This window comes from Actinoplanes sp. HUAS TT8 (genome assembly GCF_051380535.1).
Taxonomy (GTDB): Bacteria; Actinomycetota; Actinomycetes; order Mycobacteriales; family Micromonosporaceae; genus Actinoplanes.
The window spans coordinates 5,423,625-5,447,369 of record NZ_CP195646.1; the positions used below are offsets into that span (position 1 = coordinate 5,423,625).

Sequence of the window (23,745 nt, forward strand, 5' to 3'; positions counted from 1 at the left end):
TGCCCGCTACATACGTCGGTGCCGGTGGATCTCAGGGCTGCTCGGCGAGGCTGCGTGGGCGCATGTCGGTCCAGTTCTGCTCCACGAAGTCCAGGCACGCCTGGTGGGTGTCCTCGGGGTGGGCGATCGTCCAGCCCGCCGGTACGTCGATGCCGGCCGGCCACAGGGAGTGCTGGCCCTCGTCGTTGACGAGCACCAGGAAGTTGCGTTCGGTGTCGTCGAAGGGGTTGGTCATCGAATCTCCTCATTTCTGGCTGCCGTGTCACGGGCCACGGCAGCGCGAAGGTGTGCCTCGAGAACGGGTCCGATCACGGCCAGCGCCTGTGACGTCAGGATCGTGCTGTGGCTGGCCGGGACCGGGTGGTACGTGACGGTGCCGGTGACGTGTCCGTCCCACGCCGCCGGATCGAGCACCCGCTCGCGTTCCTCGGTCGCGCCGAAGACCAGCATGTCGGCGGCGACCACCGGCGACGTGTGCCGCGTGGCGAGGCCGATGTTGTGGTGCAGAATGCGCATCAGCAGCTGGAACTCGTCCTCGGCGACGTTGCCGAGCACGGTGTTGGTGGTGCGGGCCAGCTCGGAGAATTCGGCGAAGCTCAGCTTTCCGCTCGGCAGCCCGGTGATGTCCACGCCGAGGACCTCCAGGATGCCGGTGTAGATCCGCGCCGTGGCCTCGCCGACCTTCTGCTGTTCCTGCTCGGTCAGCGGCCGGGAGGGCTCCGAGTCGAGCGCCACGACGAGGCCGACCGTCTCGCCGGCCTCCTGCAGCCGCGCGGCCATGGCGTGCGCCACCACGCCACCGAACGACTGCCCCAGCAGGTAGTACGGTCCGTTCTTCTGCACCCGGCGCATCTCCTCGATGCAGTCGTCGGCGACCTGGGTCAGGGTCTGCGGCAGCTCGCCGGGGTGAGTCAGCGCCCGCGACTGGAGTCCGTAGACCGGGAAGTCCGGGCTCAGGTGCAGCAGGAGATCGGAGTAGGACCAGCAGATCGCCGCGCCGGGGTGGATGCAGAACAACGGCGGCAGTTCGCCCTCGGTGCGCAGCGGCAGCAGTACCTCGAACGCCCGGTCCGGTTCATCGCCACCGAGATGTCCGGCGAGCTGGGCGACGCTCGGCCCGGCGAAGAAGGTCCGGATCGGCACCTGCACGCCGAGCACCTCGGTGATCCGGGCGATCAGCTTGTTCGCCAGCAACGAGTGGCCGCCGAGGTCGAAGAAGTTGTCGTCGACCCCGATCTGGCCCCGGTCCAGTACCTCGGCGAACAGGCCGCAGAGGATCTCCTCCTGGGGTGTGCGCGGGCCCCGACCGGACGGCGCCGCCGGCTCGGGCGCCGGAAGCGCCGCACGGTCCACCTTGCCGTTCGTGGTCAGAGGGATGTCGCTCACCTGCACCACGGCGCTGGGCACAAGGTGCTCGGGAAGACTCTTGCGCAGGTCGGCACGGATGCCGGCGAGGTCGGTGCCGGCCGTGACCGGGACGACGTAACCGACCAGCGCCGGATCGCCGCGGTGGTCGGGACGCACGGTCACGACGGCCCGGGCCACACCCGGATGGGCCGTCAGCGCGGCTTGCACCTCGCCGGGCTCGACCCGCATCCCGCGGATCTTCACCTGGTCGTCGGTGCGGCCGGTGAACTCCAGTTCCATCCCGAAGCTCCAGTGGCCCCGGTCGCCGGTGCGATACATGCGCGAGCCCGCGGGCCCGTACGGGTCGGCGACGAAGCGGCTCGCCGTCAGCCCCGGCCGGCCCAGGTAGCCCCGGCCGACCTGCGGCCCGGCGACGTAGATCTCGCCGTCGGTACCGGGTGCCGGCATGCGCAGCGCATCGTCGAGCACGTAGACGCGTACCTCGGGGTGGGGCCGTCCCGCGGTGACCGGACCGGCGCCCAGCGGCTCGCTGATGGTGCAGGCGATCGTGGTCTCGGTCTGCCCGTAGATGTTGGACATCCGGCGTCCCGGCGCCCAGCGGGCGGCCAGATCGGGTGTGCACACCTCGCCGCCGACCAGCAGGCCACGCAGCTCGGGCAACCGCCCGGGAGCGTCCGCCGGCATGCTCGCCAGCACCGAGGGCAGCGTCACCACATGGGTGATGCGTTCCTGCGCCAGCACCCGGGTCAGCGCCTCCCCCGCGATCAGGCCCGGCTCGGGGAGGACCAGTTCACCGCCGGAGGCGAACGCCGCGAGCAACTCCATGATCGACGGATCGAAGCTCGGCGACGACAGTTGCAGCACCCGCACGTCCGGCCCGGAGCACCAGCGTTCGAGCCACACCGCGACGGCACCGGCCAGGCCGGCGTGGGTGATCACCGCCCCCTTGGGGCGACCGGTCGAGCCGGAGGTGTAGATGACGTAGGCCGGGTGCTGCGGGCTCGACCCGGCGGTGCGCTCGCCGTCGGTGGGATCGGTGTCCGGCAGCTGACGCCGGTGCTGCTCGGCGGCGGGGTCGTCGATGTCGATGACGGCCTGGTCGGCGCCGAGCCGGGCCCGGCCGGCGGCGTCGGTCACCACGAGCTTGGGCCGCGCGTCCGCGCACAGGTAGGACACCCGAGCGTCGGGGTAGGACGGATCGATCGGCAGGTAGGCCGCGCCCGACTTCGCCACCGCCAGGACCGTGGCCACCTGCCGGGTGCTGCGCGGCAGCAGCACCCCGACGAGGTCCTCCGGGCCCACGCCGTGTTCGATCAGCGCCCGCGCCATCCGGTTCGCCCGGCTGTTCAGCTGCGCGTAGGTCAGGCTCTCCCGGCTGTCGGTCGCCGCCACGGCGTCCGGTGCGGCCGCCACCGTCGTCTCGAAGAGTCCGGCCAGTGTTGCGGCCGCCGGCACGGCACCCGGGTCCTGCTGTCCGGTGGTCAATTGCAGCCCTCCGATGGGTTCGTCCGGCGCGGCGGCGACATCGCGCAGCAACTGGCCGAACTGGTCGAGGAAACGCTCGATGCTCGTGCTGTCGTACAGGTCGGTGGCGTACTCCGCGGCCAGTACCAGACCGTCGGGAACGCCCGCGTCGTCGAAGCTCTCCAGCACGTTCAGGGTCAGGTCCACCCGCGCCACGCCGGTGTCGATGCCCTCGTTCTGCGGGCGGGCGCGCAGCCCGGCCAGCTCGAAATCCGCGTCCGGGGCGTTCTGCAGCACCAGCTGGACCTGGAAGAACGGGTGGTGCGACGGCCGGCGGTCCGGGTTGAGCTTTTCGACCAGGTGGTCGAAGGGCACGTCCTGGTGGGCGAAGGCGTCGAGGCTGGCCGTACGCACCCGGCCCAGCAGCTCGGTGAAGGTGGGCGTGCCGCCGGTGTCGATCCGCAGGACCAGGGTGTTGACGAAGAAGCCCACCAGGTCCTCGGTCGCGGCGTCGGCCCGCCCGGCGACCGGCACCCCGACCGGGATGTCGAAGCCCGCGCCGCTGCGCGTCAGCTGAGCGCCGAAGGCGGCCTGCAGCACCATGTAGAGCGTCGCCGCGCCGCTGCGGGCCAGCGCGCGCAGCGCCCGGTGCAGGTCCGCATCGAGTTCGCGCAGCAGGGTCCGGCCCCGGCCGCTGGGCTGCTGCGGCCGCGGCCGGTCCGGCGGCAGTGTCACGTCCTGCGCCATCGCCGCGAGCCGGTCGTGCCAGTATCCGACCTGACGGCTGAGCAGGCTGTCCGGGTCGGTGCCGGAGCCGAGCATCCGGCGCTGCCACAGGGTGTAGTCGGCGTACTGCACGGCCAATGGCGGCAGGGCGGGGGGCCGGTTCTCGCGGCGCGCGGCATAGGCGGCGGCCAGGTCCCGGCTGAGTGGGCGCAACGACCAGCCGTCCGCGGCGATGTGATGCACGACCAGCAGCAGTACCGCCTCGTCCGGCGCGACCCGGAACAGCCATGCCCGCAGCGGGAGATCCCGGGCCAGGTCGAAGGTGCTGCGCGAGGCCTCCCGCAAGGCCGGCACCAGCTCGGGCCCGGACACCTCGCGCACCGGCAGGTCCACCCCGGCGGGGTCGAGGATGCGCTGCCGCGGTTCTCCGCGGACCTCGGTGAAGACGGTGCGCAGCGCTTCGTGCCGGCCCACCACGTCGCCCAGGGCGGCCTGCAGCGCACCGATGTCGAGCGGTCCGGTGAGCCGTACCGCCAGCGGCGAGTTGTAGGTCGCCGAACCGCCCTGCAACTTGTGCAGGAACCACAGCCGCTGCTGAGCGAACGACAGCGGCAGGACCTCCGGTCGCGGGATCGGTTCCACCGGTGGGCGCACCGGCCCCGAGGCGGCCGTCAGGACCACGGCGAGCTCGGCGGGCGAGGGCGCGGCGAAGACCTGGTGCAGCGGCACCTCGATGCCCAGGCTCGCCCGGATGCGGCTGGTCAGACGGGTGGCCAGCAGGGAGTGCCCGCCCAGGTCGAAGAAACTGTCGTCGACGCCGGCCCGCGGCAGGCCCAGCAGGTCGGCGTACAGGTCGCAGAGGATCTCCTCGTACGGGCTGCGCGCCTGGCGGCCTTCGGCCGTGACGACCTCGGGATCCGGCAGTGCCTGCCGGTCGATCTTTCCGCTCGCGGTGAGCGGGATCCGCTCGATCGCGGTGATCGTCGCCGGTGCCATGTGCTCGGGCAGCATCGTCTTGACCGTGGCCCGCAGCGCGGACACGACCTCCCCGGCGGTCCGGGCGACGGCGGGCACGTTCGCCACGAGCTGCGGGGAGCCGGGCCGGTACACGCCGGTCAGCGGCTCGTGCTCGCCCGTGCCGGCCAGCAGCACCACCTCGTAGCAGTCCGGGGCGGACGGCGACCAGGTGAGCGCCGCGCGCAGACCCCGCTCGGCCGCGAGGCGGCGGAACGTGCCGGGGTCCGGGGCCGGCCCGGCCACGGTGCTGCCGGGTTCGCCGATCGCCTGCAGCGCTTCGGTTCCGGCCACGAGCCGCGGGTTCGGGATGCCGGTGATCCGGGTGCCGGCCGGCACGTCGGCCGGGTCGGTGACGCCATGGCCCCACCTCAGCTGCGGCAGGTCGCCGACCGGGCGCGCGGGGGCGGTGTGCAGCACGACCTCGTAGCGGTATCCGGTCAGCTCGTTGGTGGCCAAACCCGGCTTGAGCTGGATCTCCACGCCGGAGAGCCGCGGGTGGGTCAGGCCGGTGAAGAACTCGGGGGCGAGCAGGAGCTCCTTCTCCACTGCCACCGCGTGGTCCACCGACGCCGCGCTCGGCGAGGGCTGGCGGGCGTACTGCGCCTGGGCGTGCAGCATGCGCAGCAGGCCGTGGTGGCGCACGTCGCCGACGATCAGGCGGCCGCCGTCGGCCAGCAGACCGAGCGCCTGGTCGATCACGTCGCGCAGGTAGCCGGCGCCCGGGAAGTACTGCACCACCGAGTTGATCAGGATGGTGTCGAAGTGGCCGGACGGCAGCCCCGACATGTCGTGCGCGCTCTGACAGCGCAGGTGAACGTGCTCCCATTCGCGGTGCCGGGCGTACTCGCGCAGCCGGTCGATCGCCGCCGCGGAGAAGTCCGTCGCCCAGTACTGCTCGACCGTGTCGGCCAGCGGCGCCAGGATCAGCCCGGAACCCGCACCGATCTCGAGCACCCGGCGGGGTGCGAAACGCGCCACCTGGGCCACGGCGCCGCGCTGCCACTCGCGCATCTGCTCGAGCGGGATCGGCGCCCCGGTGAACGAGCTGTTCCAGCCGGAGAAGTCGTCGCCCGGGCCGGCGGCTCGCCGGCTGTAGACCTGCTGGTAGATGTCCTGCCACTCGGCCAGCTGGTCGTCGAAGCCGGCCGCCGGGTCGGCCCCGGCCAGCACGACGTAGGCCGCCAGCGACGTGCCCCCCGCACTGTCCGTGCGGGGCACCACGACCGCCTGCTCGACCGAGGGCTGTGCGGTCAGCACCCGCGCGATCTCCGCGGGCTCGACGCGGAAGCCGCGCACCTTGACCTGGTCGTCGGAGCGGCCGAGATAGAGCAGTTCGCCGGTGGGGGTCCAGCGCACCACGTCGCCGGTGCGGTACATCCGTGTCCCGGCCGGTCCGAACGGGTCAGCCACGAAACGTGCGGCGCTCAGGCCCGGCCGGTGCAGGTAGCCGCGGGCCAGGCCGTCGCCGGCCAGGTACAGCTCGCCGGGCATACCCGGCGAGGCCGGTTGCAGCGCGTCGTCCAGGACGTACACCCGGGTCCCGGGCACCGGGCGGCCGATCGGTACCGGCGGATCGCCGAGCCGGCCGCTCTGGGTGGCGACGACGGTGGACTCCGTCGGCCCGTACGCATTGGTCATGAGCCGGCCCGGTGACCAGGCCCGCAGCAGCTCGGGCGGGCACGCCTCGGCGCCGACGATCAGGGTGCTCAGACCGCTCAGGGTCCGCGGCGCCTCGGCGGGCAGGGTGGCCAGCACGGACGGCGGGATGAGCGCATGGGTGATCCGGCTGCCGGCGAGCGCATGCGCCAGCTCGTCACCGGCGAGGCGGTGCGGCGACGCGATCACCAGGGCGGCCCCGGCGTCCACGGCCCACACCAGCTCCAGGATCGCGGCGTCGAAGCTGGGCGACGAGAGCTGCAGGACGCGGCTGTCCGGACCGGCGGGGCTGCGCCGGTGCAGGGTGGCGGCGAGCCCGGCGATCCCCCGATGGGTCACGACCACGCCCTTCGGCGTGCCCGTCGAACCGGAGGTGTAGATCACGTAGGCGGGATCGTCGAGTCGCACCCGGACACCGGGATCGTCCCGGCTCTCGCCGGTCAGCTCACCCTCCCGCACGACCAGCGCCGGTCGCGCGTCGCGGAGCAGGAAGTCGATCCTGGCCCGGGGGTAGGCCGGGTCCACCGGGAGCAGGACGGCGCCGGCCTTGGCGACGCCCAGGGCCGCGGCGACCTGCGCGGCACCCCGGGCAAGCAGCACGGCGACCACGTCGCCGACGCCCACGCCCCGGTCGATCAGCTCCCGGGCCACCGCGTTCGCGTGTGCGTCCAGCTGGGCGTACGTCCAGGTCAGCTCGCCGTCGATGACCGCCGGCGCCGCCGGGCTCTGCGCCACTCGCCGGGCCAGCAGGCCGGGCAGCGTCACCGGCTCCGGGATCGGCCCGGCCTGTGCCCACTGGTGCAGCAGCCGCTCGCGCTCGTCGTCGGCGAGCAGGTTCACCCCGCTCAGCCGCTGCTGCGGCTGAGCGGCCACGGCCCGCAGCAGACGCACCCACCGTCGGGTGAACGCCTCGACGGTGGACCGGTCGTAGAGCCCGGTGGAGTACTCGACGACACCGGTCAACCCGCCCGGCCCGCCGTCCGGGGCCGAGGTCTCGGTGATGCTCAGCGACAGGTCGAAACGCGACGTGCCGGTACCCAGGCCCTGCTGGCGTACCCGCAGGCCGGGCAGATCGAAGTCGGCCTCGGCGTTGTTCTGCAGCACCATGGCGACCTGGAACAGCGACTGGTGCGACGCCGAGCGCTGCGGGTTAATCCGCTCCACCAGCTGCTCGAACGGGATGTCCTGGTGCGCGTAGGCGGCCAGGCTGTCGGCTCGCACCCGGCGCAGCAGTTCGGTGAACACCGGATCGTCCGAGGTGTCGGCGCGCAGCACGACCATGTTGACGAAGAAACCGACCAGATCATCGAGCTGCTCGTCGGTGCGGCCCGCCACTCCGGCGCCGACGACCACGTCGGTCCCGGCACCCGATCGCGACAGCAGGGCCGCCAGCGCCGCCTGCAGCACCATGAACAGCGTGGCCCCGTTCGCCCGGGCCAGCGCGAGCAACCGGCCGTGCAGGTCGGCGTCGACCGGGAAGCTCGTCACGTCGCCCTGGTACTCGGCCACCCGAGGGCGGGGGCGGTCGGCGGGCAGTGTCACCTCCTCCGGCACTCCGGCCAGCCGGCGGCGCCAGTAGGCCAGCTGACGGCTGAAGGCGCTGTCCGGGTCGGCGGGCTCGCCCAGCAGCTCCCGGTGCCACAGCGTGTAGTCGGCGTACTGGACCGGCAGCGGGGACCAGGACGGGGACCGGCCGGCGTTACGGGCCGTGTAGGCGCGGGCGAGGTCCTGGGCCAGCGGCCGCAGCGACCAGCCGTCGGCGGCGATGTGGTGCAGCACCAGCATCAGCACCCACTCGCCGGGACCGTCGGTGAACACCGATGCTCGCACCGGGATCTCGCGCGCCAGGTCGAACTCGTGCCGGGCCGCATCGCGCAGCGCGGCCGTCAGGCCAGCGCCGTCCACCTGCCGCACCGGCAGGTCGACGGTCACGTCGGCGAGGTCGAGAACCTGCTGGAAAGCCTGCCCGTCCTGCTCGGTGAAAACCGTTCGCAGCGCCTCGTGCCGGGCGACCACGTCGATCAGGGCCGCGTGCAGCGCCACCTCGTCGAGATCGCCCGAGAGCCGCAGGGCCAACGGCATGTTGTACGTCGGGGACGGGCCTTCCAGCTTGTGCAGGAACCACAACCGCTGCTGCGCGAACGACAGCGGGAGCAGGGCGGGACGGGGCCGGGAGCGCAGGACGGCACGGGCCTGCTCGCCGCTGTCGCGGATGGCCCGGTGCAGGGCCGCGGGTGTCGGCGCCTCGAAGAGGGCGAGCAGGCGCACCTCCACGCCGAGCACGGCACGGACCCGGCTGATCAACCGGGTGCCGAGCAGGGAGTGGCCGCCGAGATCGAAGAAGTTGTCGTCCAGACCGACGTGCTCCAGACCCAGCACCTCGGCGAACAGACCGCAGAGGATCTCCTCCTGCGGGGTGCGCGGCTCGCGGCCCTTGCCCGTCTCGAACTCCGGTGCCGGCAGCGCATCCCGGTCCACCTTGCCGTTCGGGGTGAGCGGCAGCTCGGGCAGGGCGACGAGCACGGCGGGGATCAGGTGCTCGGGCAGGACGCCGCGAAGATCGTCGCGGACGACGGCCATGTCGACCCCAGGGCGGGCCGCCACGGCGTAGCCGACCAGCGTCGCGGCGCCCTGGCGATCGGTGCGCACGATCACGGCCGCCCGGTCGACGTCCGGGTGACCCGCCAGGGCGGCCTCGCTCTCCCCGGGCTCCACCCGGATGCCCCGGATCTGCACCTGATGATCGGTGCGCCCGAAGTACTCCAGTTCCCCGCTGGCGTTCCAGCGGACCACGTCACCTGTGCGGTACATCCGGGCCCCGGGCGGTCCGTACGGGTCGGCGACGAACCGCCCCGCGGTCAGCCCCGGACGGCCGAGGTAGCCGCGAGCGACACCGGCACCACCGATGTAGAGCTCGCCGCGGGAGCCGGGCGGGCTCAGGCGCAGCGCCTCGTCCAGCACGTACGTGGTGATGCCGGTCAGCGGCGTGCCGATCGGCACTGCCCGGCCGGCCAGCGGACGGCTGACCGTCGTGGCGACGGTGGTCTCGGTCGGGCCGTACAGGTTGGTCATCCGGCGCCCCGGCGACCACCGTTGCACCAGCTCCGGCCAGCAGGCCTCGCCACCCACCACCAGGCTGCGCAGCTCGCTCAGCGCGGTCGCCGCCGTGGCCGGCAGGGTCGCCAGCACCGACGGCGGGACGAAGGCGTGGGTCACCCGGCCCTGCGCCAGCACCTGCTGCAGTTCCTCCCCGGCAAGGCGGGCCTGCCGGGCCACGACCAGGCAGGCTCCTGAACCGAAGGCCATCATGAGTTCCAGTACGGAGGCGTCGAAGCTCGGTGAGGCGAGCAGCAGCACGCGGCTGTCGCCGTCGACGGCGGTTCTCTCGCCGGTGCCGGCGGCGAGCCCGGCCAGCCCGCGGTGGGTGACCACGACGCCCTTCGGCGTCCCCGTCGACCCGGACGTGTAGATCACGTACGCGGGGTCGTCGACCCGGACCCGCACGCCGGGGTCCGCGGCCCGCTCCCCCACGATGCCGGCGTCGCGGATCACCAGTGCCGGGCTCGCGTCGCGCAGCACATGGTCCACCCGGGCGAGCGGATACCCGGGGTCCACCGGCAGATACGCCGCCCCCGCCTTGCCGATCCCGAGCAGGACGGCGACCTGCGCGGCGCTGCGGTCCAGCACGACGGCGACCACGTCACCGGCACCCACACCACGCTCGATCAGCGATCGGGCCACCCCGTTCGCGAGGGCGCCGAGTTCGGCGTACGACCAGCAGGTGTCGCCGTCCACCACGGCGAGCGCCTCGGGAGTCGCCGCGGCCTGCCGGTCGAAGATCTCGGTCATCGTCGCGGGCGGGGCCGGCGTGCCGGTGCCCGCCGCCCGTTCGAGCAGCAGCTCGCGCTCGCCGTCGAGAAGGAGATCAACCGCGCTCAGGGACTGATGCGCGTCATGCACGACCGCGCGCAGCAGGCGCAGCCAGCGCGCCACGAAAGTGTCGACGGTGGCCGCGTCGTAGAGCTCGGTGGCGTACTCGACGGCGCCGGTCACTCCGCCGTCGCGGTGCTCGGCGAGGCTGAGGAACAGGTCGACGCGCGACAGTCCGGTGCTGACACCCTCCATGCGAGCGCGTACGCCGGGCAGGGTGAAACTGCCGCCCGTGTCGGTCTGCAAGGCCAGCAGTACCTGGAACAGCGGGGCGTGGGCAGTGCTGCGATGCGGGTTCAGCTTCTCGACCAGCAGCTCGAACGGCACGTCCTGGTGTGCGTAGGCCGCCAGGTTCGTGTCGCGGACCCGGTCCAGCAGCTGCGCGAAGCTCGGATCGCCGGAAAGGTCGGTCCGCAGCACCAGGGTGTTGACGAAGAAGCCGACCAGGTCGTCGAGCGCGTCGTCGGTGCGGCTCGCGACCGGCGTGCCGATCGGCACGTCGGTTCCGGCGCCCAGCCGCCACAGCACCGCCGCCAGCGCCGCCTGCAGCACCATGAACAACGTGGTTCCCGAGGAGCGGGCCAGCGCGTGCAGACCCGAGTGCAGGCCGGCATCGATGGAGAACATCTGTACGTCGCCGGCGTAACTGGCCGCCGCGGGGCGGGGCCGGTCGCCGGGCAGGCTGACTTGCTCGGGCAGCCCGGCCAGCTGCTCACGCCAGTAGACCAGCTGCTGTCCGAGGACGCTGCGCGGGTCCGACTCGTCGCCGAGCAGGTCGCGCTGCCACAGGGTGTAGTCGGCGTACTGGACCGGCAGCGGCGACCACGACGGCGCACGTCCGGCGAGCCGATCGGTGTAGGCGGTGGCCAGGTCCCGGCTGAGCGGGCCGATCGACCAGCCGTCGGCGGCGATGTGATGCAGCACCAGCACCAGCACCCACTCGGCCGGTGCCGCCATGAACAGCCAGCCGCGCACCGGGATCTCGGCCGCCAGGTCGAACTGGTGACGGGCCGCTTCCCGCAACGCCTGCGGCAACCGCTGTTCCCCCGCCCCGTCCACCACCGTCAGAACCGGCACGGCCCCGTCCAGCACCCGCTGGAACGGGCTCCCGTCGTGCTCACCGAACACCGTGCGCAGGCTCTCGTGCCGGTTCACCACATCGCCCAGGGCCGCCCGCAATGCCTGCACGTCGAGCGATCCGGTGAGCCGCAACGCCAGCGGCGCGTTGTACGTCGCCGACGGGCCCTCCAGCCGGTGCAGCAGCCACAACCGCTGCTGCGCGAACGACAACGGCACCACCTCGGGCCGCGGCATCGGCCGCAACGCCGTCTGCACCGGCTCGGTGGCCTGCTTGAGCACGACAGCGAGTTCCGCCGGGGTGGGTGCCTCGAACAACGCCCGCGGCGCCAGCTCACAGCGGAACGCCTTGCGGATCCGGATGATGAGCCGGGTCGCGAGCAGCGAGTGCCCGCCCAGGTCGAAGAAGCTGTCGTCGACCCCGACCTGTTCGCGGTCCAGGACCTGGGCGAACAGCTGGCAGAGCAACTCCTCCGGCACGGTGCGCGGCCGGCGCCCGGCCGCTGCCGGCTGCTCCGGATCCGGCAGGGCCCGGTGGTCGAGCTTGCCGTGCACGGTCCGGGGAAGGTCGTCCAACAGCGTGACGGCCGCCGGCACCAGATGCTCCGGCAGTTGCCGGCGCAGGGCGGCGCGCAGTTCGTCGCCGCTTGCCGGCAGACCGGGGGCGGGCACCGCATAGGCCAGCAACCGCAGCTCCCCGTCCGGTCCCGGGCGGGCGACGACGGCCGCCTGGGCGACGGCGGGGTGCTGCCGCAGGACCGAGGTGACCTCACCCGGTTCCACCCGGAAGCCACGGATCTTGACCTGGTCGTCGGAGCGGCCCAGGTACTCCAGCTCGCCGGCGGCGTTCCACCGGGCGAGGTCGCCGGTGCGATACATCCGGGAACCGGCGGGACCGTACGGGTCGGCGATGAACCGGCTCGCTGTCAGGCCCGGCCGGCCCGTGTACTCCCGGGCCAGGCTCGGCCCGGCGATGTGCAGCTCGCCCGGCATCCCCGGGGCGACCGGGCGCAGGCTGCGGTCGAGCACGTACAGCCGGGTGCCCGGCACCGGACGGCCGATCGGGGTGTGACCGGGCCGCAGCGCCGTGCTCAGGCAGGCGCAGACCGTGGATTCGGTGGGCCCGTACGCATTGATCATGCGACGGCCGGTGGCCCACTGTGCGCTCAGCTCGCTCGGGCAGGCCTCTCCGGCCACGACCAGCACGGCGAGGTGGGCCAGCCGCGTCGCGGCGCCCGCGGGCAGCGTCGCCAGTACGGCCGGCGGCAACGTCAGGTGGGTGATGCGCTGCTCACGCAGCACCGTCTCGAGGTCCGCGCCGGCGAGCTGTCCGGGACCGGGCAGCACCAGGGTGGCGCCGGCGGAGAAGGCCATCAGCAGCTCCCAGACGACCGCGTCGAACCCGAGCGCCGCGAACTGCAGCACCCGCGACGTGCTGGTCACGTCGAGCTGCTGGTGGGCCGCCACCAGCCCGGCCAGGCCGCGATGGGTGACGACGACACCCTTGGGCGTGCCCGTCGACCCCGAGGTGTAGATGACATAGGCGGGATCGTCGAGCCGTACGCGGACCGCCGGGGGGTGCGCCCGGCGCCGACCGGCCTCGGTCTCCCGCAGCACGACCACCGGCCGGGCGTCGCGCAGCAGCAGGTCGATCCGCTCCTGCGGGTAGTCCGGGTCCACCGGCAGGAACGCGGCGCCGGCGCGGGCGACACCCAGCATCGCGGCGATCTGGGACGCGCCGCGCGGCAGCAGTACGGCCACCACGTCACCCGGGCGGACGCCTCGATCGACCAGCGACCAGGCCACGCCGTTCGCGCGCTCGGCCAGCTCGGTGTACGACCATGTGGTGTCCCCTTCGGCGACGGCGGCCGCGTCGCCGGATCGGATGAGGTCCGGCATGGTCAGCGGCGTCCCGGACGGCTGGGCCCGGCCCCAGTCCAGCACTCGGGCACGCTCGTCGGCGCCGAGCAGGTCGACCTCGCTGAGCCGCAGGCCGGGCGTGGTCACCATCGCTCGCAGCAGCCGGGCCCAGCGGACGGTGAAAGCCTCGACGGTGGCCCGGTCGTAAAGGTCGGTGGAGTACTCGACGACACCGGTCAGCCCGGCCGGGCTGCCGTCCGCCGCGGCGGCCTCGAGGAAGTTGATGGACAGATCGACGCGGGACACACCGGTGTCGAGGGCGGCGCCGGTCACGGTGAGGCCGGGCAGTTCGATGGTGCGGCCGTCGCTGTTCTGCAGGCCGAACAGGATCTGCACGAGGGGGTGATGGGCGGCCGACCGCTGCGGGTTGAGCCGTTCCACCAGGTGTTCGAAGGGCATGTGCTGGTGGGAGTACGCCGCCAGGCAGGTTCGGCGGACCTGAGCCAGCAGGTCGTCCAGGGTGGGGTCGGCTGCCGTGTCGGTGCGCAGGACCAGCATGTTGACGAACAGGCCGACCAGGTCCTCGAGGTGGTCGTCGTCGCGCCCGGCGATGGGCGAGCCGACAGCGATGTCGGTCCCGGCGCCGAGGCGGGTGAGCAGGCCGGCCAGGGTCGCCTGCAGGATCATGAACAGGGTCGTGCCGGTCGCCCGCCCGAGGGCCACGAGCGTGGCATGCTGCTCGGCGTCGAGGTCGAAGGTAACGGTCTGGCCGCGGTACCCGGCGACCGCGGGACGCGGCCGGTCGGTCGGCAGCGTCACCTGGTCGGGCAGGCCGGCCAGGGCGTCGAGCCAGTAGGCGGACTCGCGGCTGAACAGGCTGCCCGCGTCGTCGACGGTGCCGAGGTTCTCCCGCTGCCACAGGGTGTAGTCGGCGTACTGGACCGGCGGCGGTGACCACGCCGGCGCCCGCCCGGCGATGCGGTCGGCATAGGCGGTCGCCAGGTCGGCCAGCAGCACCCGCAGGGACCAGCCGTCGGCGGCGATGTGGTGCAGCACCAGCGTCAGCACCCACTCGCCGGGCCCCGACTCGAACAGCCAGGCGCGCACCGGAATCTCGCCCGCCAGGTCGAACTCGTGGCGGGCCGCTTCCCGCATCAGCGCCGGCAGCCGATCCCCGGCGTCGTTCACCACCGTCAGATCCGGCACGACGCCGTCGAGCACCCGCTGGAACGCATTGCCCTGCCGCTCGCCGAAGACCGTGCGCAGAGCCTCGTGCCGGCCCACCACGTCCGCCAGGGCGGCCCGCAACGCCTCGGCGTCCAGTTCACCCGACAACCGCAACGCCAACGGCGAGTTGTACGTCGCCGACGGGCCCTCCAACCGGTGCAGGAACCACAACCGCTGCTGCGCGAACGACAACGGCACCAGCTCGGGACGCGGCATCGGGCGCAACGCGACCGGGGGCGTGCGGTCGCCGGTGAGCTGCTCGGCCAGCCGGCGAGGCGTGGGGGCGTTGAAGAACGTCCGCATCGCGACGTCGGCGTTCAGCACGGTCCGGACCCGGGCCAGCAGACGGGTGGCGAGCAGCGAGTGACCGCCGAGATCGAAGAAGTTGTCGTCCACGCCCACCCGGGGCACGCCCAGGACGTCGGCGAACAGCGCTCCGACGGCTTCCTCGAACGGGGTGCCCGGCGCCCGGTGCGCAGCGGGCCGCAGATCCGGGGCGGGCAGCGCGTCGCGGTCGAGCTTGCCGTTGGCGGTGACCGGGAAACGGTCCAGGACCACGACCGCGGCGGGAACCATGTGGTCGGGCAGCAGCCGGCGCAGCTGCTCGCGCAACTCGACGCCGCTGACCTCGCCCCGCACCGTGACATAGGCGTGCAGTGACTGGAAGCCGTACCGATCCTGGTGGGCGATCACGACGGCCTGGGTCACGCCGGTCCGGTCCAGCAGGGTTGCCTCGATCTCGCCGGGTTCCACGCGGAAACCCCGGATCTTCACCTGATGGTCGGTACGGCCGAAGTACTCGAGTTCGCCGGTGGCGTTGAAGCGCACCACGTCACCCGTGCGGTACAGCCGCGCACCCGCGGGCCCGAACGGGTCGGCGACGAAGCGTGACGCGGTCAGCCCGGCCCGCCCCAGATAGCCTCGCGCGACGCCCACACCGCCGATGTACAGCTCACCACGCGCACCCGGCGGTACCGGCCGCAGAGCCTGGTCGAGCACGTACACGGTGGTGCCCGCCAGTGGTGCCCCGATCGGCACGGCCCGTCCCGACAGGGGACGGCTGATCGTCGCCGCCACCGTCGTCTCCGTCGGCCCGTACAGGTTGGTCATCCGCCGGCCGGGTGACCACCTCTGCACCAACTCGGGGGAGCACGCCTCGCCGCCGACCACGAGGCTGCGCAGCCGGGGCAGAGCCTGCGCCGCCTCGGCCGGCAGGCTCGCCAGCACCGACGGCGGGACGAACGCGTGCGTCACCTGCGCGTCCGCCATCATGCGGGCCAGCTCCGGCCCGGCCAGCCGGCCGGGCAGCGGCAGCACCAGAGTGGCGCCCGCGTGCAGCGCGACGAGCAGTTCGTAGACGGAGACGTCGAAACTGAGCGAGGTCAGCTGCAGAACCCGGCTGTCCCGGTCGACGGCGGCACGCGCGACGCCGTCGACCGCCAGCGCCGCCAGGCCCCGATGGGTGACGACGACACCCTTCGGCGCGCCGGTCGAGCCCGAGGTGTAGATCACGTACGCCGGATCGTCGACCCGGGCGCGCGTCACCACGTCGTGCGCGGGCAGGTCCTGCCGGCGGCGGTGCTCGTCCGGGTCGTCGACGACGAGCATCCCGGCCCGGTTCGTCACGCCGGCCTGGGTCCGGTCGGTGAGCAGCAGGACCGGGCGGGCGTCGGTGAGCAGATAGGTCACCCGGTCCGCCGGGTACTCGGGGTCGATCGGCAGGAACGCAGCGCCGGCCTTCCCGACCGCCAGCATCGTGGCCACCTGCACGGGGCTGCGGGTCATCAGCACGCCGACGACGTGGCCGGGCCCGATCCCCCGGTCGATCAGGTCCCGCGCCAGGCGGTTCGCGTAGGCGTTCAGTTCACCGTAGGTCCACCCGAGCTCGCCCTGGACAACGGCGGTCGCGGCCGGGAAGGCGGCGGCCGACGCTTCGAGCAGGGCCGGCCACACCCGGGGTTCCGGCGCCGGTACGCCGGCGCCCGCCAGTTCCGCCAGCTCAGCGGTCTCCCGGCCGGTGAGCAGGTCCAGACCGCTGATCCGCCGATCGGGGTCCGCAGCCGCCGCGCGCAGGAGCTGGACGAGCCGGGCCGCGAACGACTCGACGGTGGCCGGGTCGTACAGGTCGGTGGCGTACTCGATCGCGGCCCGGATGCCCTCCGGGGCTCCGGAGTCGTCGACCGTCTCGGTGATGTTGAGCGTGAGGTCGACGCGGGCCACACCGGTGACGATCTCGTCGGCGCGGGCACGCAACCCGGGCAGGGCGAAGGCTGTGCCGGGGTTGTTCTGCACAGCCAGCAGCACCTGGAACAGTGGTGCGTGCGCGGTGCTGCGGTGCGGATTGAGCTTCTCCACCAAGAACTCGAACGGGACGTCCTGGTGCGCGTACGCCGCCAGGCTCGTGTCGCGTACCTGTTCCAGCAGTGCCCCGAAGCTCGGGTCACCCGACAGGTCGGTGCGCAGCACCAATGTGTTCACGAAGAAGCCGACGAGATCGTCGAGCGCGTCATCGGTACGGCCGGCCACCGGCACACCGATCGGTACGTCGCCACCGGCGCCCAGCCGCCACAGCACCGCCGCGAGCGCCGCCTGCAGCACCATGGACAACGTCGCACCCCGCGCCCGGGCCAGCCGGAGCAGGTCGGCGTGCAGGCCGGCCTCGACGGTGAACATGCACACGTCGCCGGCGTAGCCGGCCTGGGGCGGGCGTGGCCGGTCCGGCGGAAGGGTCACCTCTTCCGGCAGGCCGGCCAGCTGCTCACGCCAGTACGCCAGCTGGCGTGCAAGCAGGCTCTGCGGGTCCGCCTCGTCGCCCAGCAGGTGCCGCTGCCACAGCGTGTAGTCGGCGTACTGCACCGGCAGCCGGGACCACACCGGCGCCCGACCGGCACAGCGGTCCGCGTACGCGGCCGCCAGGTCGCGGGCCAACGGGCCCATGGACCAGCCGTCCGCGGCGATGTGGTGCAGCACCAGCACCAGTTCCCACTCGCCGGGCCGGGCGGTGAACAGCGAGACCCGGATCGGAATCTCGCCCGCCAGGTCGAACTCGTGGCGCGCCGCGTGCCGCAGCAGAGCCGGCAGCTCGTCCGGGTGGGCCTCACGCGCCTCGACGTCGAGCCCGGGCACCGTCCGGACCTGCTGGTACGGAATGCCGTCGCGCTCGGCGAAGGTCGTCCGCAGCGCCTCGTGCCGAGCCACCACGTCGCTGAGCGCGGCTCGCAGCGCCGGCACGTTCAGCTCTCCGGACAGGTGCAGCGTCAGCGGCGAGTTGTAGGTCGCCGAGGGGCCCTCCAGGGTGTGCAGGAACCACAACCGCTGCTGCGCGAACGACAGCGGAAGAGGATCAGGGCGCTGGGCCGGGCGCAGAGCCGGGCGCTCGCGGCGCGCGGAGTTCTGCAGCAGGGCCGCCAGCTGAGCCGGGGTGGGTGCGTCGAAGATCTGCTGCAGCAGCACCTCGACGCCCAGCACGGTGCGGATGCGGCTGGTCAGCCGGGTGGCCAGCAGCGAGTGGCCGCCGAGGTCGAAGAAGCTGTCGTCCACGCCGGCCCGGGGCAGGCCGAGAATGTCGGCGAACAGGTCGCACAGGATCCGCTCGTGCACGGTCGCGGGCCGGCGGCCGCCGGAGAGGACGACCTCCGGGTCGGGCAGGGCCCGGCGATCGACCTTGCCGTTGGGCGTGACCGGGATCCGTTCGACGGCGGTGATCGTCGCCGGGACCAGATAGTGCGGCAGCAGGTCCTTGAGCGTGCCGCGCAGTTCGGACAGCAGCTCGCCCGTGGCCCGGGTCACCGCGGGGATGTTGGCCGGCACGGCGGCGCCGTCCGGGCGGTAGAGGCCGGCGAGCGGTTCGTCGGCGGACACGTCCGGCAGCAGCACGACGTCGTAGAGGTTCCAGCGCTGCGACGACCAGGTCGGCACGGCCCGCCAGCCCCGCGCCGACGCCCAGTCGAGGACCGCGTCGGGCTCCGGCCCGGTCTGCGCCGGCTCGGGCACCGCGTCGGCGCCGTCGAGTGCCCGTATCGCCCGCACGCCCGCCGCCAGTCGCGGGTTCGGGATCTGTGCCACCCGCGCCGGGCCGGTCACCTCGTCGAGGTCGGTGATGTCGCGGCCCCAGACCAGCACGGGCAGGGCGGCCACCGAGCGCGCGGCGGCGGTGTGGAGCACGACCTCGTAGCGGTAGCCGGTCAGCTCGTTGGTGGCCCGGCCCTTCTTCAGCGACACCTCCACGCCGGTGACCGACGGGTGGCGCAGCGAGGTGAAGAACTCCGGAGCCAGCAGCAGCTCTTTCTCGACCGCCACGGCGTGTTCGACGGCCGCACGCAGATCGGTGGCCTCGCGGGAGCTGTGCACCGCCGCCTGCAACGCTCGGAGCAGGCCGTAATGACGGACATCGCCGATGATCACCCGGCCGCCGTCGGCCAGCAGGTCCAGCAGGCTCGTCAGGACGTCACGCAGGTAGGCGGCGCTGGGGAAGTACTGCGCCACCGAGTTGACGACGATGGTGTCGAAATGGTGCCGGGGCAGGCCGGAGACGTCGTGCGCGGGGCGGCAGGACAGCTGCACGTGCTCCCAGCCGCGGGTCTCGGCATGCGCCCGGAGTCGCTCGATCGAGGCGGGCGACAGATCGGTGCCCCAGTACTGCTGGGCGAGCCCGGCCAGTGGCGCCAGCAGCAGACCGGAGCCCACGCCGATCTCCAGCACCCGGCCCGGCCCGAAGCGGGCGATCTGCCCCACGGCGGAGCTCTGCCACTCCCGCATCTGCTCGACGGGAATCGGGCCGCCGGTGAACGAGCTGTTCCAGCCGACGAAGTCGTCGCCGGGCACACCGGAGAAGCCGCTGTAGACCTGCTCGTAGATGTCCTGCCACTCGGCCAGCTGGTCGTCGAAGCCGGCCGGTGCGGCACCCGCGGCGAATACGACGTAGGCGGCCAGGGACAGCGCGCCGGAACGATCCCGGCGCGGCGTGACCACTGCCCGTTCCACCGCGGGCTGCGCGGTCAGGACCCGTTCCACCTCGGCCGGCTCGACGCGGAAACCGCGGATCTTCACCTGCTCGTCCGAGCGGCCGAGATACTCCAGTTCGCCCCCCGGGCTCCAGCGCACGACGTCCCCGGTCCGGTACATGCGCCCGCCGGCCTCGCCGTACGGGTCGGCCACGAATCGCGACGCCGTCAGGCCGGGCTGGTGCAGATAGCCGCGGGCCAGGCCCTCGCCGGCTATGTACAACTCGCCCGGAACGCCGGGCGGCGTCTGCCGCAACGCCTCGTCGAGGACGTACAGCGAGGAGTTGAGCACCGGTGTGCCGATCGGCGCCCGCGCGCCGGTGAGGGGAAGGGTGTGCGACGCGGCGACGGTGCTCTCGGTCGGACCGTACGCGTTGACCATCTGCCGGCCGGGCAGCCACAGCTCCACCAGCTCGGGCGGGCACGCCTCGGCGCCGACGCTGAGCATCCGGAAGGCGGGCAGTTCGCGCGCGGTCTGCGGGGGCAGCGTGCTCAGCGCGGACGGCGGGATGTGAGCATGGGTGATGCCGTGCCCGGCGAGGGCATCGGCCAGTTCCTCTCCCGCCAGCCGGTACTGCGCGGCGACGACCAGGCGCGCACCGGAGCTGAGCGCCCACAGCATCTCCAGCACCGACGCGTCCACGCTGGGGGACGAGAGTTGCAGGACGCGGCTGTCCGGGTCGGTCGCGCACCGCTGCTGCAGGGTGGCGGCAAAGCTGGCGAGGCCGCGGTGCGTCACCACCACGCCCTTGGGCCGGCCGGTCGAGCCGGAGGTGTAGATGACGTAGGCCGGGTGATCGACGTGCACCGGGCGTACCCGGTCCTGGTCCGAGAGGTTCTCGTCCCGGCCCGCCTCGGCTGCCTCGTCCACCAGCAGCAGCTCGCAGGGCAGGTCGGCGGGCAGCCGCTCGGCACCCGCGCGGGTGCTCAGCACCAGCCGCGGTGCCGAATCCTGCAGCACGTACCGGTTGCGTCGGGCGGGGAAGACCAGGTCGATCGGCACGTACGCGGCCCCGGCCTTGAGTACGCCCAGAACAGCGGCGAGCTGGACGACCGACCGTGGCGCGGCCACGGCGACCAGGTCCTCCGGGCCGATGCCACGACCGGCGAGGATGCTCGCGACGTGGTTGGCGTGGCGGTTCAGGTCGCGATAGGTCCACTCGGCGTCGGGAGCGCTGACGGCGATCGCGTCCGGTGTCTGCTCCACCTGGCGTTCGAGGATCTCGCCGAAGGTACGCGGCGGCACGGCCTGCTCGGTGCGCCGCCATCGCCGTAGCAGGGCCCGGTCCGCCTCCGTCGTGATGTCGAGGGCGTCGAGGTGCCGATTCTCGTCGGCGATCACCTGGCGCAGCAGAGCGGTCCAGCGGGCGACGACCGCCTCGGCGGTGCCCGGGTCGTAGAGGTCGGTGGCGTACTCGGCGATGCCGTCGATGCCGGCCGGAGCCCCGTCGGCCGTGGTCTGCTCGGTGACGCTCAGGGACAGGTCGAAGCGCGCGGTGCCGGTCGGCACCGCCTCGGCGCGGACCTGCAGACCCGGCAGGGTGAAGGGTGCGGAGGCGTTGTTCTGCAGCACCAGCGCAACCTGGAACAGCGGCTGACGGCCGGCGGCGCGCGGCGGGTTGATTCGCTCGACGACCTGCTCGAACGGGACGTCCTGATGGCCGTAGGCGGTGAGGCTGTTGTCGCGTACCTGGCGCAGCAGGTCGGCGAAGCGGGGCCGCCCGGCGGTGTCGGTGCGCAGCACGAGCATGTTGACGAACAGGCCGATCAGGTCGTCGAGGGCAGGTTCCGGGCGACCGGCGACCCCGGCTCCGATAGCGACGTCAGTGCCGGCCCCGAGCCGGCTGAGCAGGGCGGCCAGGCTCGCCTGCAGCACCATGTAGACGGTCGCGCCGTGCCTGCGGGCGAGCGCCGCCATCCCGGCGTGCAGCTCGGCGTCGAAGACGATCGGCACGGTGGAGCCGGTGTAGGTCGGTACCGGTGGACGGGGCCGGTCACCGGGGATCGTGACCTCGTCGGGCAGCCCGGCGAGCTGCTCGGCCCAGTAGCGCAACTGGGTGCCGGCCTCGCTGCGCGGATCATCGTCGCGGCCCAGCAGCTCGCGTTGCCACAGGGCGTAGTCGGCGTACTGGACGGGCAGGGGTGCCCACCGCGGCGCCTTGCCCTGCCGTCGCGCCGAGTAGGCGGCGACGAGATCGCGGGCCAGGGGTGCTCCGGACCAGCCGTCACCGGCGATGTGGTGGATGACGAGCATCAGGACGGCGTCCTGCGGGCCGGTGGTGAGCAGCTCGGCCCGTACCGGGATCTCGCGGGCCAGGTCGAACCGGTGCCGGGCCAGGCGGCCCAGCTGCTCGTCGAGGGCGGCCGGGTCCGTGCGGCGCACGGGCAGATCCGCGCGCACCTGCTCCGGGTCGAGGATCTGCTGGTAGGGCTGCCCGTCGGTGTGGGGGAACACGGTGCGCAACGGCTCGTGCCGGCGGATCACGTCGGCCAGGGCAGCGGCCAGCGCGGCGTGATCGACCGAGCCGGTCATCCGCAGCGCGAGCGGCATGTTGTACGTCGCGGAGCCGCCTTCGAGCCGGTGCAGGAACCACAGTCGCTGCTGGGCCGAGGAGAGCGGGATCCGCTGTGGGCGCGGGTACGCCATCAGTGCGGGGCGGGCCCGGCCGCCGGCTTGCTGCTGCAGCCGCTGAGCGAGCCGGGCCGGCGTAGCCGCCTCGAAGAAGTCCCGCATGGTGAGATCGAGGCCGAGCACCGTGCGGATCCGCCCGATCAATCGGCCGGCCAGCAGCGAGTGCCCGCCGCGGTCGAAGAAGTCGTCGTCGAAACCGACGCCGGGCAGGCCGAGCAGCTCGGCGAAGAGTCCGCGCACCACGTCCTCGAGCGAGTTGCGGGCGGTGCGCCCCAGCTCGGCCGGGCCGGCCTCGGGGTCCGGCAGGGCGGCGTGATCGATCTTGCCGTTCGGCGTGAGCGGCAGCCGGTCGAGCACGACGATCATCGCCGGGACCAGGTAGGTGGGCAGCACGGCGCGCAACTGCTCGCGCAGTGCGCCGGCGGTGAGCGGTGTCGTGGCGGCCGCCACGACGTAGGCCGCGAGCTGCTGATCACCCCGGATGTCGGCGCGCACGGTGACTGCCGCCGCCACGATGCCCCGCTGGCGCCGCAGCACCGCTTCGAGCTCCCCGGGCTCCACCCGTACGCCCCGGATCTTGACCTGGTCGTCGGCGCGGTGCAGGAACTCCAGCTGGCCGTCCGGACGCTGCCGGCCGATGTCGCCGGTACGGTACATCCGGGACCCCGGTGGCCCGTACGGGTCGGCGAGGAAGCGGGCCGAGGTCAGGCCCGGACGGTGCAGATAGCCCCGGGCCAGATTGGCGCCCGCGACGTAGAGCTCGCCGGGCTCGCCCGGCCGCACCGGGGCCAGCCGATCGTCGAGGATGTGGACGCGCACGCCGTCGAGGGGCACCCCGATGGGTGCGTCGTCCCCGGTCAGTGGCGCCGTCAGGGTGGCGGCGACCGTCGTCTCGGTGGCGCCGTACCCGTTGATCAGCCGCCGGCCCGCCGACCATCGGTGAATCAGCTCGGGCGGGCAGGTCTCGCCCCCGATGTGCACGGTGGTGAGGTCGGGCAGCTGCGACTCGGCGCCGCCGGGCAGCGACGCCAGCACCGGGACCGGCAGGGTGACGTGCGTGATGCGCTGCTCGCGCAGCAGACGCAGCAGGTCGTCACCGGCGGGACGCGGCGCGCGGGCGACGACCAGGGTGCCGCCGGTGGCCACGGCGGTCAGCAGCTCCCACACGGCGACGTCGAACCCGGGCGAGGCCAGTTGCAGAACCCGGTGGGCGGTGCCGGATGCGTGCTCGCGCACCACGGCGCGAGCCAGGTGGACCGTGCTGGCGTGCGAGACCGCGACGCCCTTGGGCGTACCGGTGGAACCGGAGGTGTAGATGACGTACGCCAGATGCTGTGCGGTCAGGGGTGAGATGCGATCCTGGTCGCGCGGGTTCGAGTCCGGCTGCCCGGCCCAGTCGGCGACGACCCCGCCGGGCGCTACGACCGTCCGGACACCGGCGAGCGACGGCACGGTCCGCGCGTCGTCGGTCAGCACCAGCGCCGGCCGGGCATCGGCGACGAGATGTCCGATGCGCTCGGCGGGCAGATCCGGGTCGAGCGGGAGGTACGCCGCACCGGCCTTGAGGATACCGAGCAGCACGGCGACCTGCTCGATGCCCCGCGGCAGGGCGGTACCCACCTGCTGCTCCGGGCCGGCGCCCTCGCTGATCAACCACCGGGCCACCTGGTTGGCCTGGGCGTTGAGCCGCCGGTAGGACCAGGTCCGGATGCCGTCGGAGACGGCCGGCGACTCGGGATGCTCGGCGGCCACGGCCTCGAACAGCGCGACGATCGTGCTCATACT

General features: G+C 73.1%; 2 protein-coding genes. Both read right to left on the reverse strand.

Annotated features, from left to right (window positions below):
• Positions 1 to 31: 31 nt before the first annotated feature.
• Positions 32 to 235, reverse strand: coding sequence for an MbtH family protein (locus tag ACSHV8_RS24220; RefSeq protein WP_436536048.1), 204 nt, complete (start codon positions 233 to 235; stop codon positions 32 to 34).
• Positions 232 to 23,742: a non-ribosomal peptide synthase/polyketide synthase gene (locus ACSHV8_RS24225; RefSeq protein ID WP_436536049.1), complete on the reverse strand. Its 23,511-nt coding sequence runs from the start codon at positions 23,740 to 23,742 to the stop codon at positions 232 to 234. The genes ACSHV8_RS24220 and ACSHV8_RS24225 overlap by 4 nt, the downstream gene beginning before the upstream one ends.
• Positions 23,743 to 23,745 lie beyond the last annotated feature (3 nt).

Bases quoted from the DNA above. Each gene is read 5' to 3' on its own strand.
- ACSHV8_RS24220 (WP_436536048.1), bottom strand. From the start codon at position 235: ATGACCAACCCCTTCGACGACACCGAACGCAACTTCCTGGTGCTCGTC.
- ACSHV8_RS24225 (WP_436536049.1), bottom strand. From the start codon at position 23,742: ATGAGCACGATCGTCGCGCTGTTCGAGGCCGTGGCCGCCGAGCATCCC.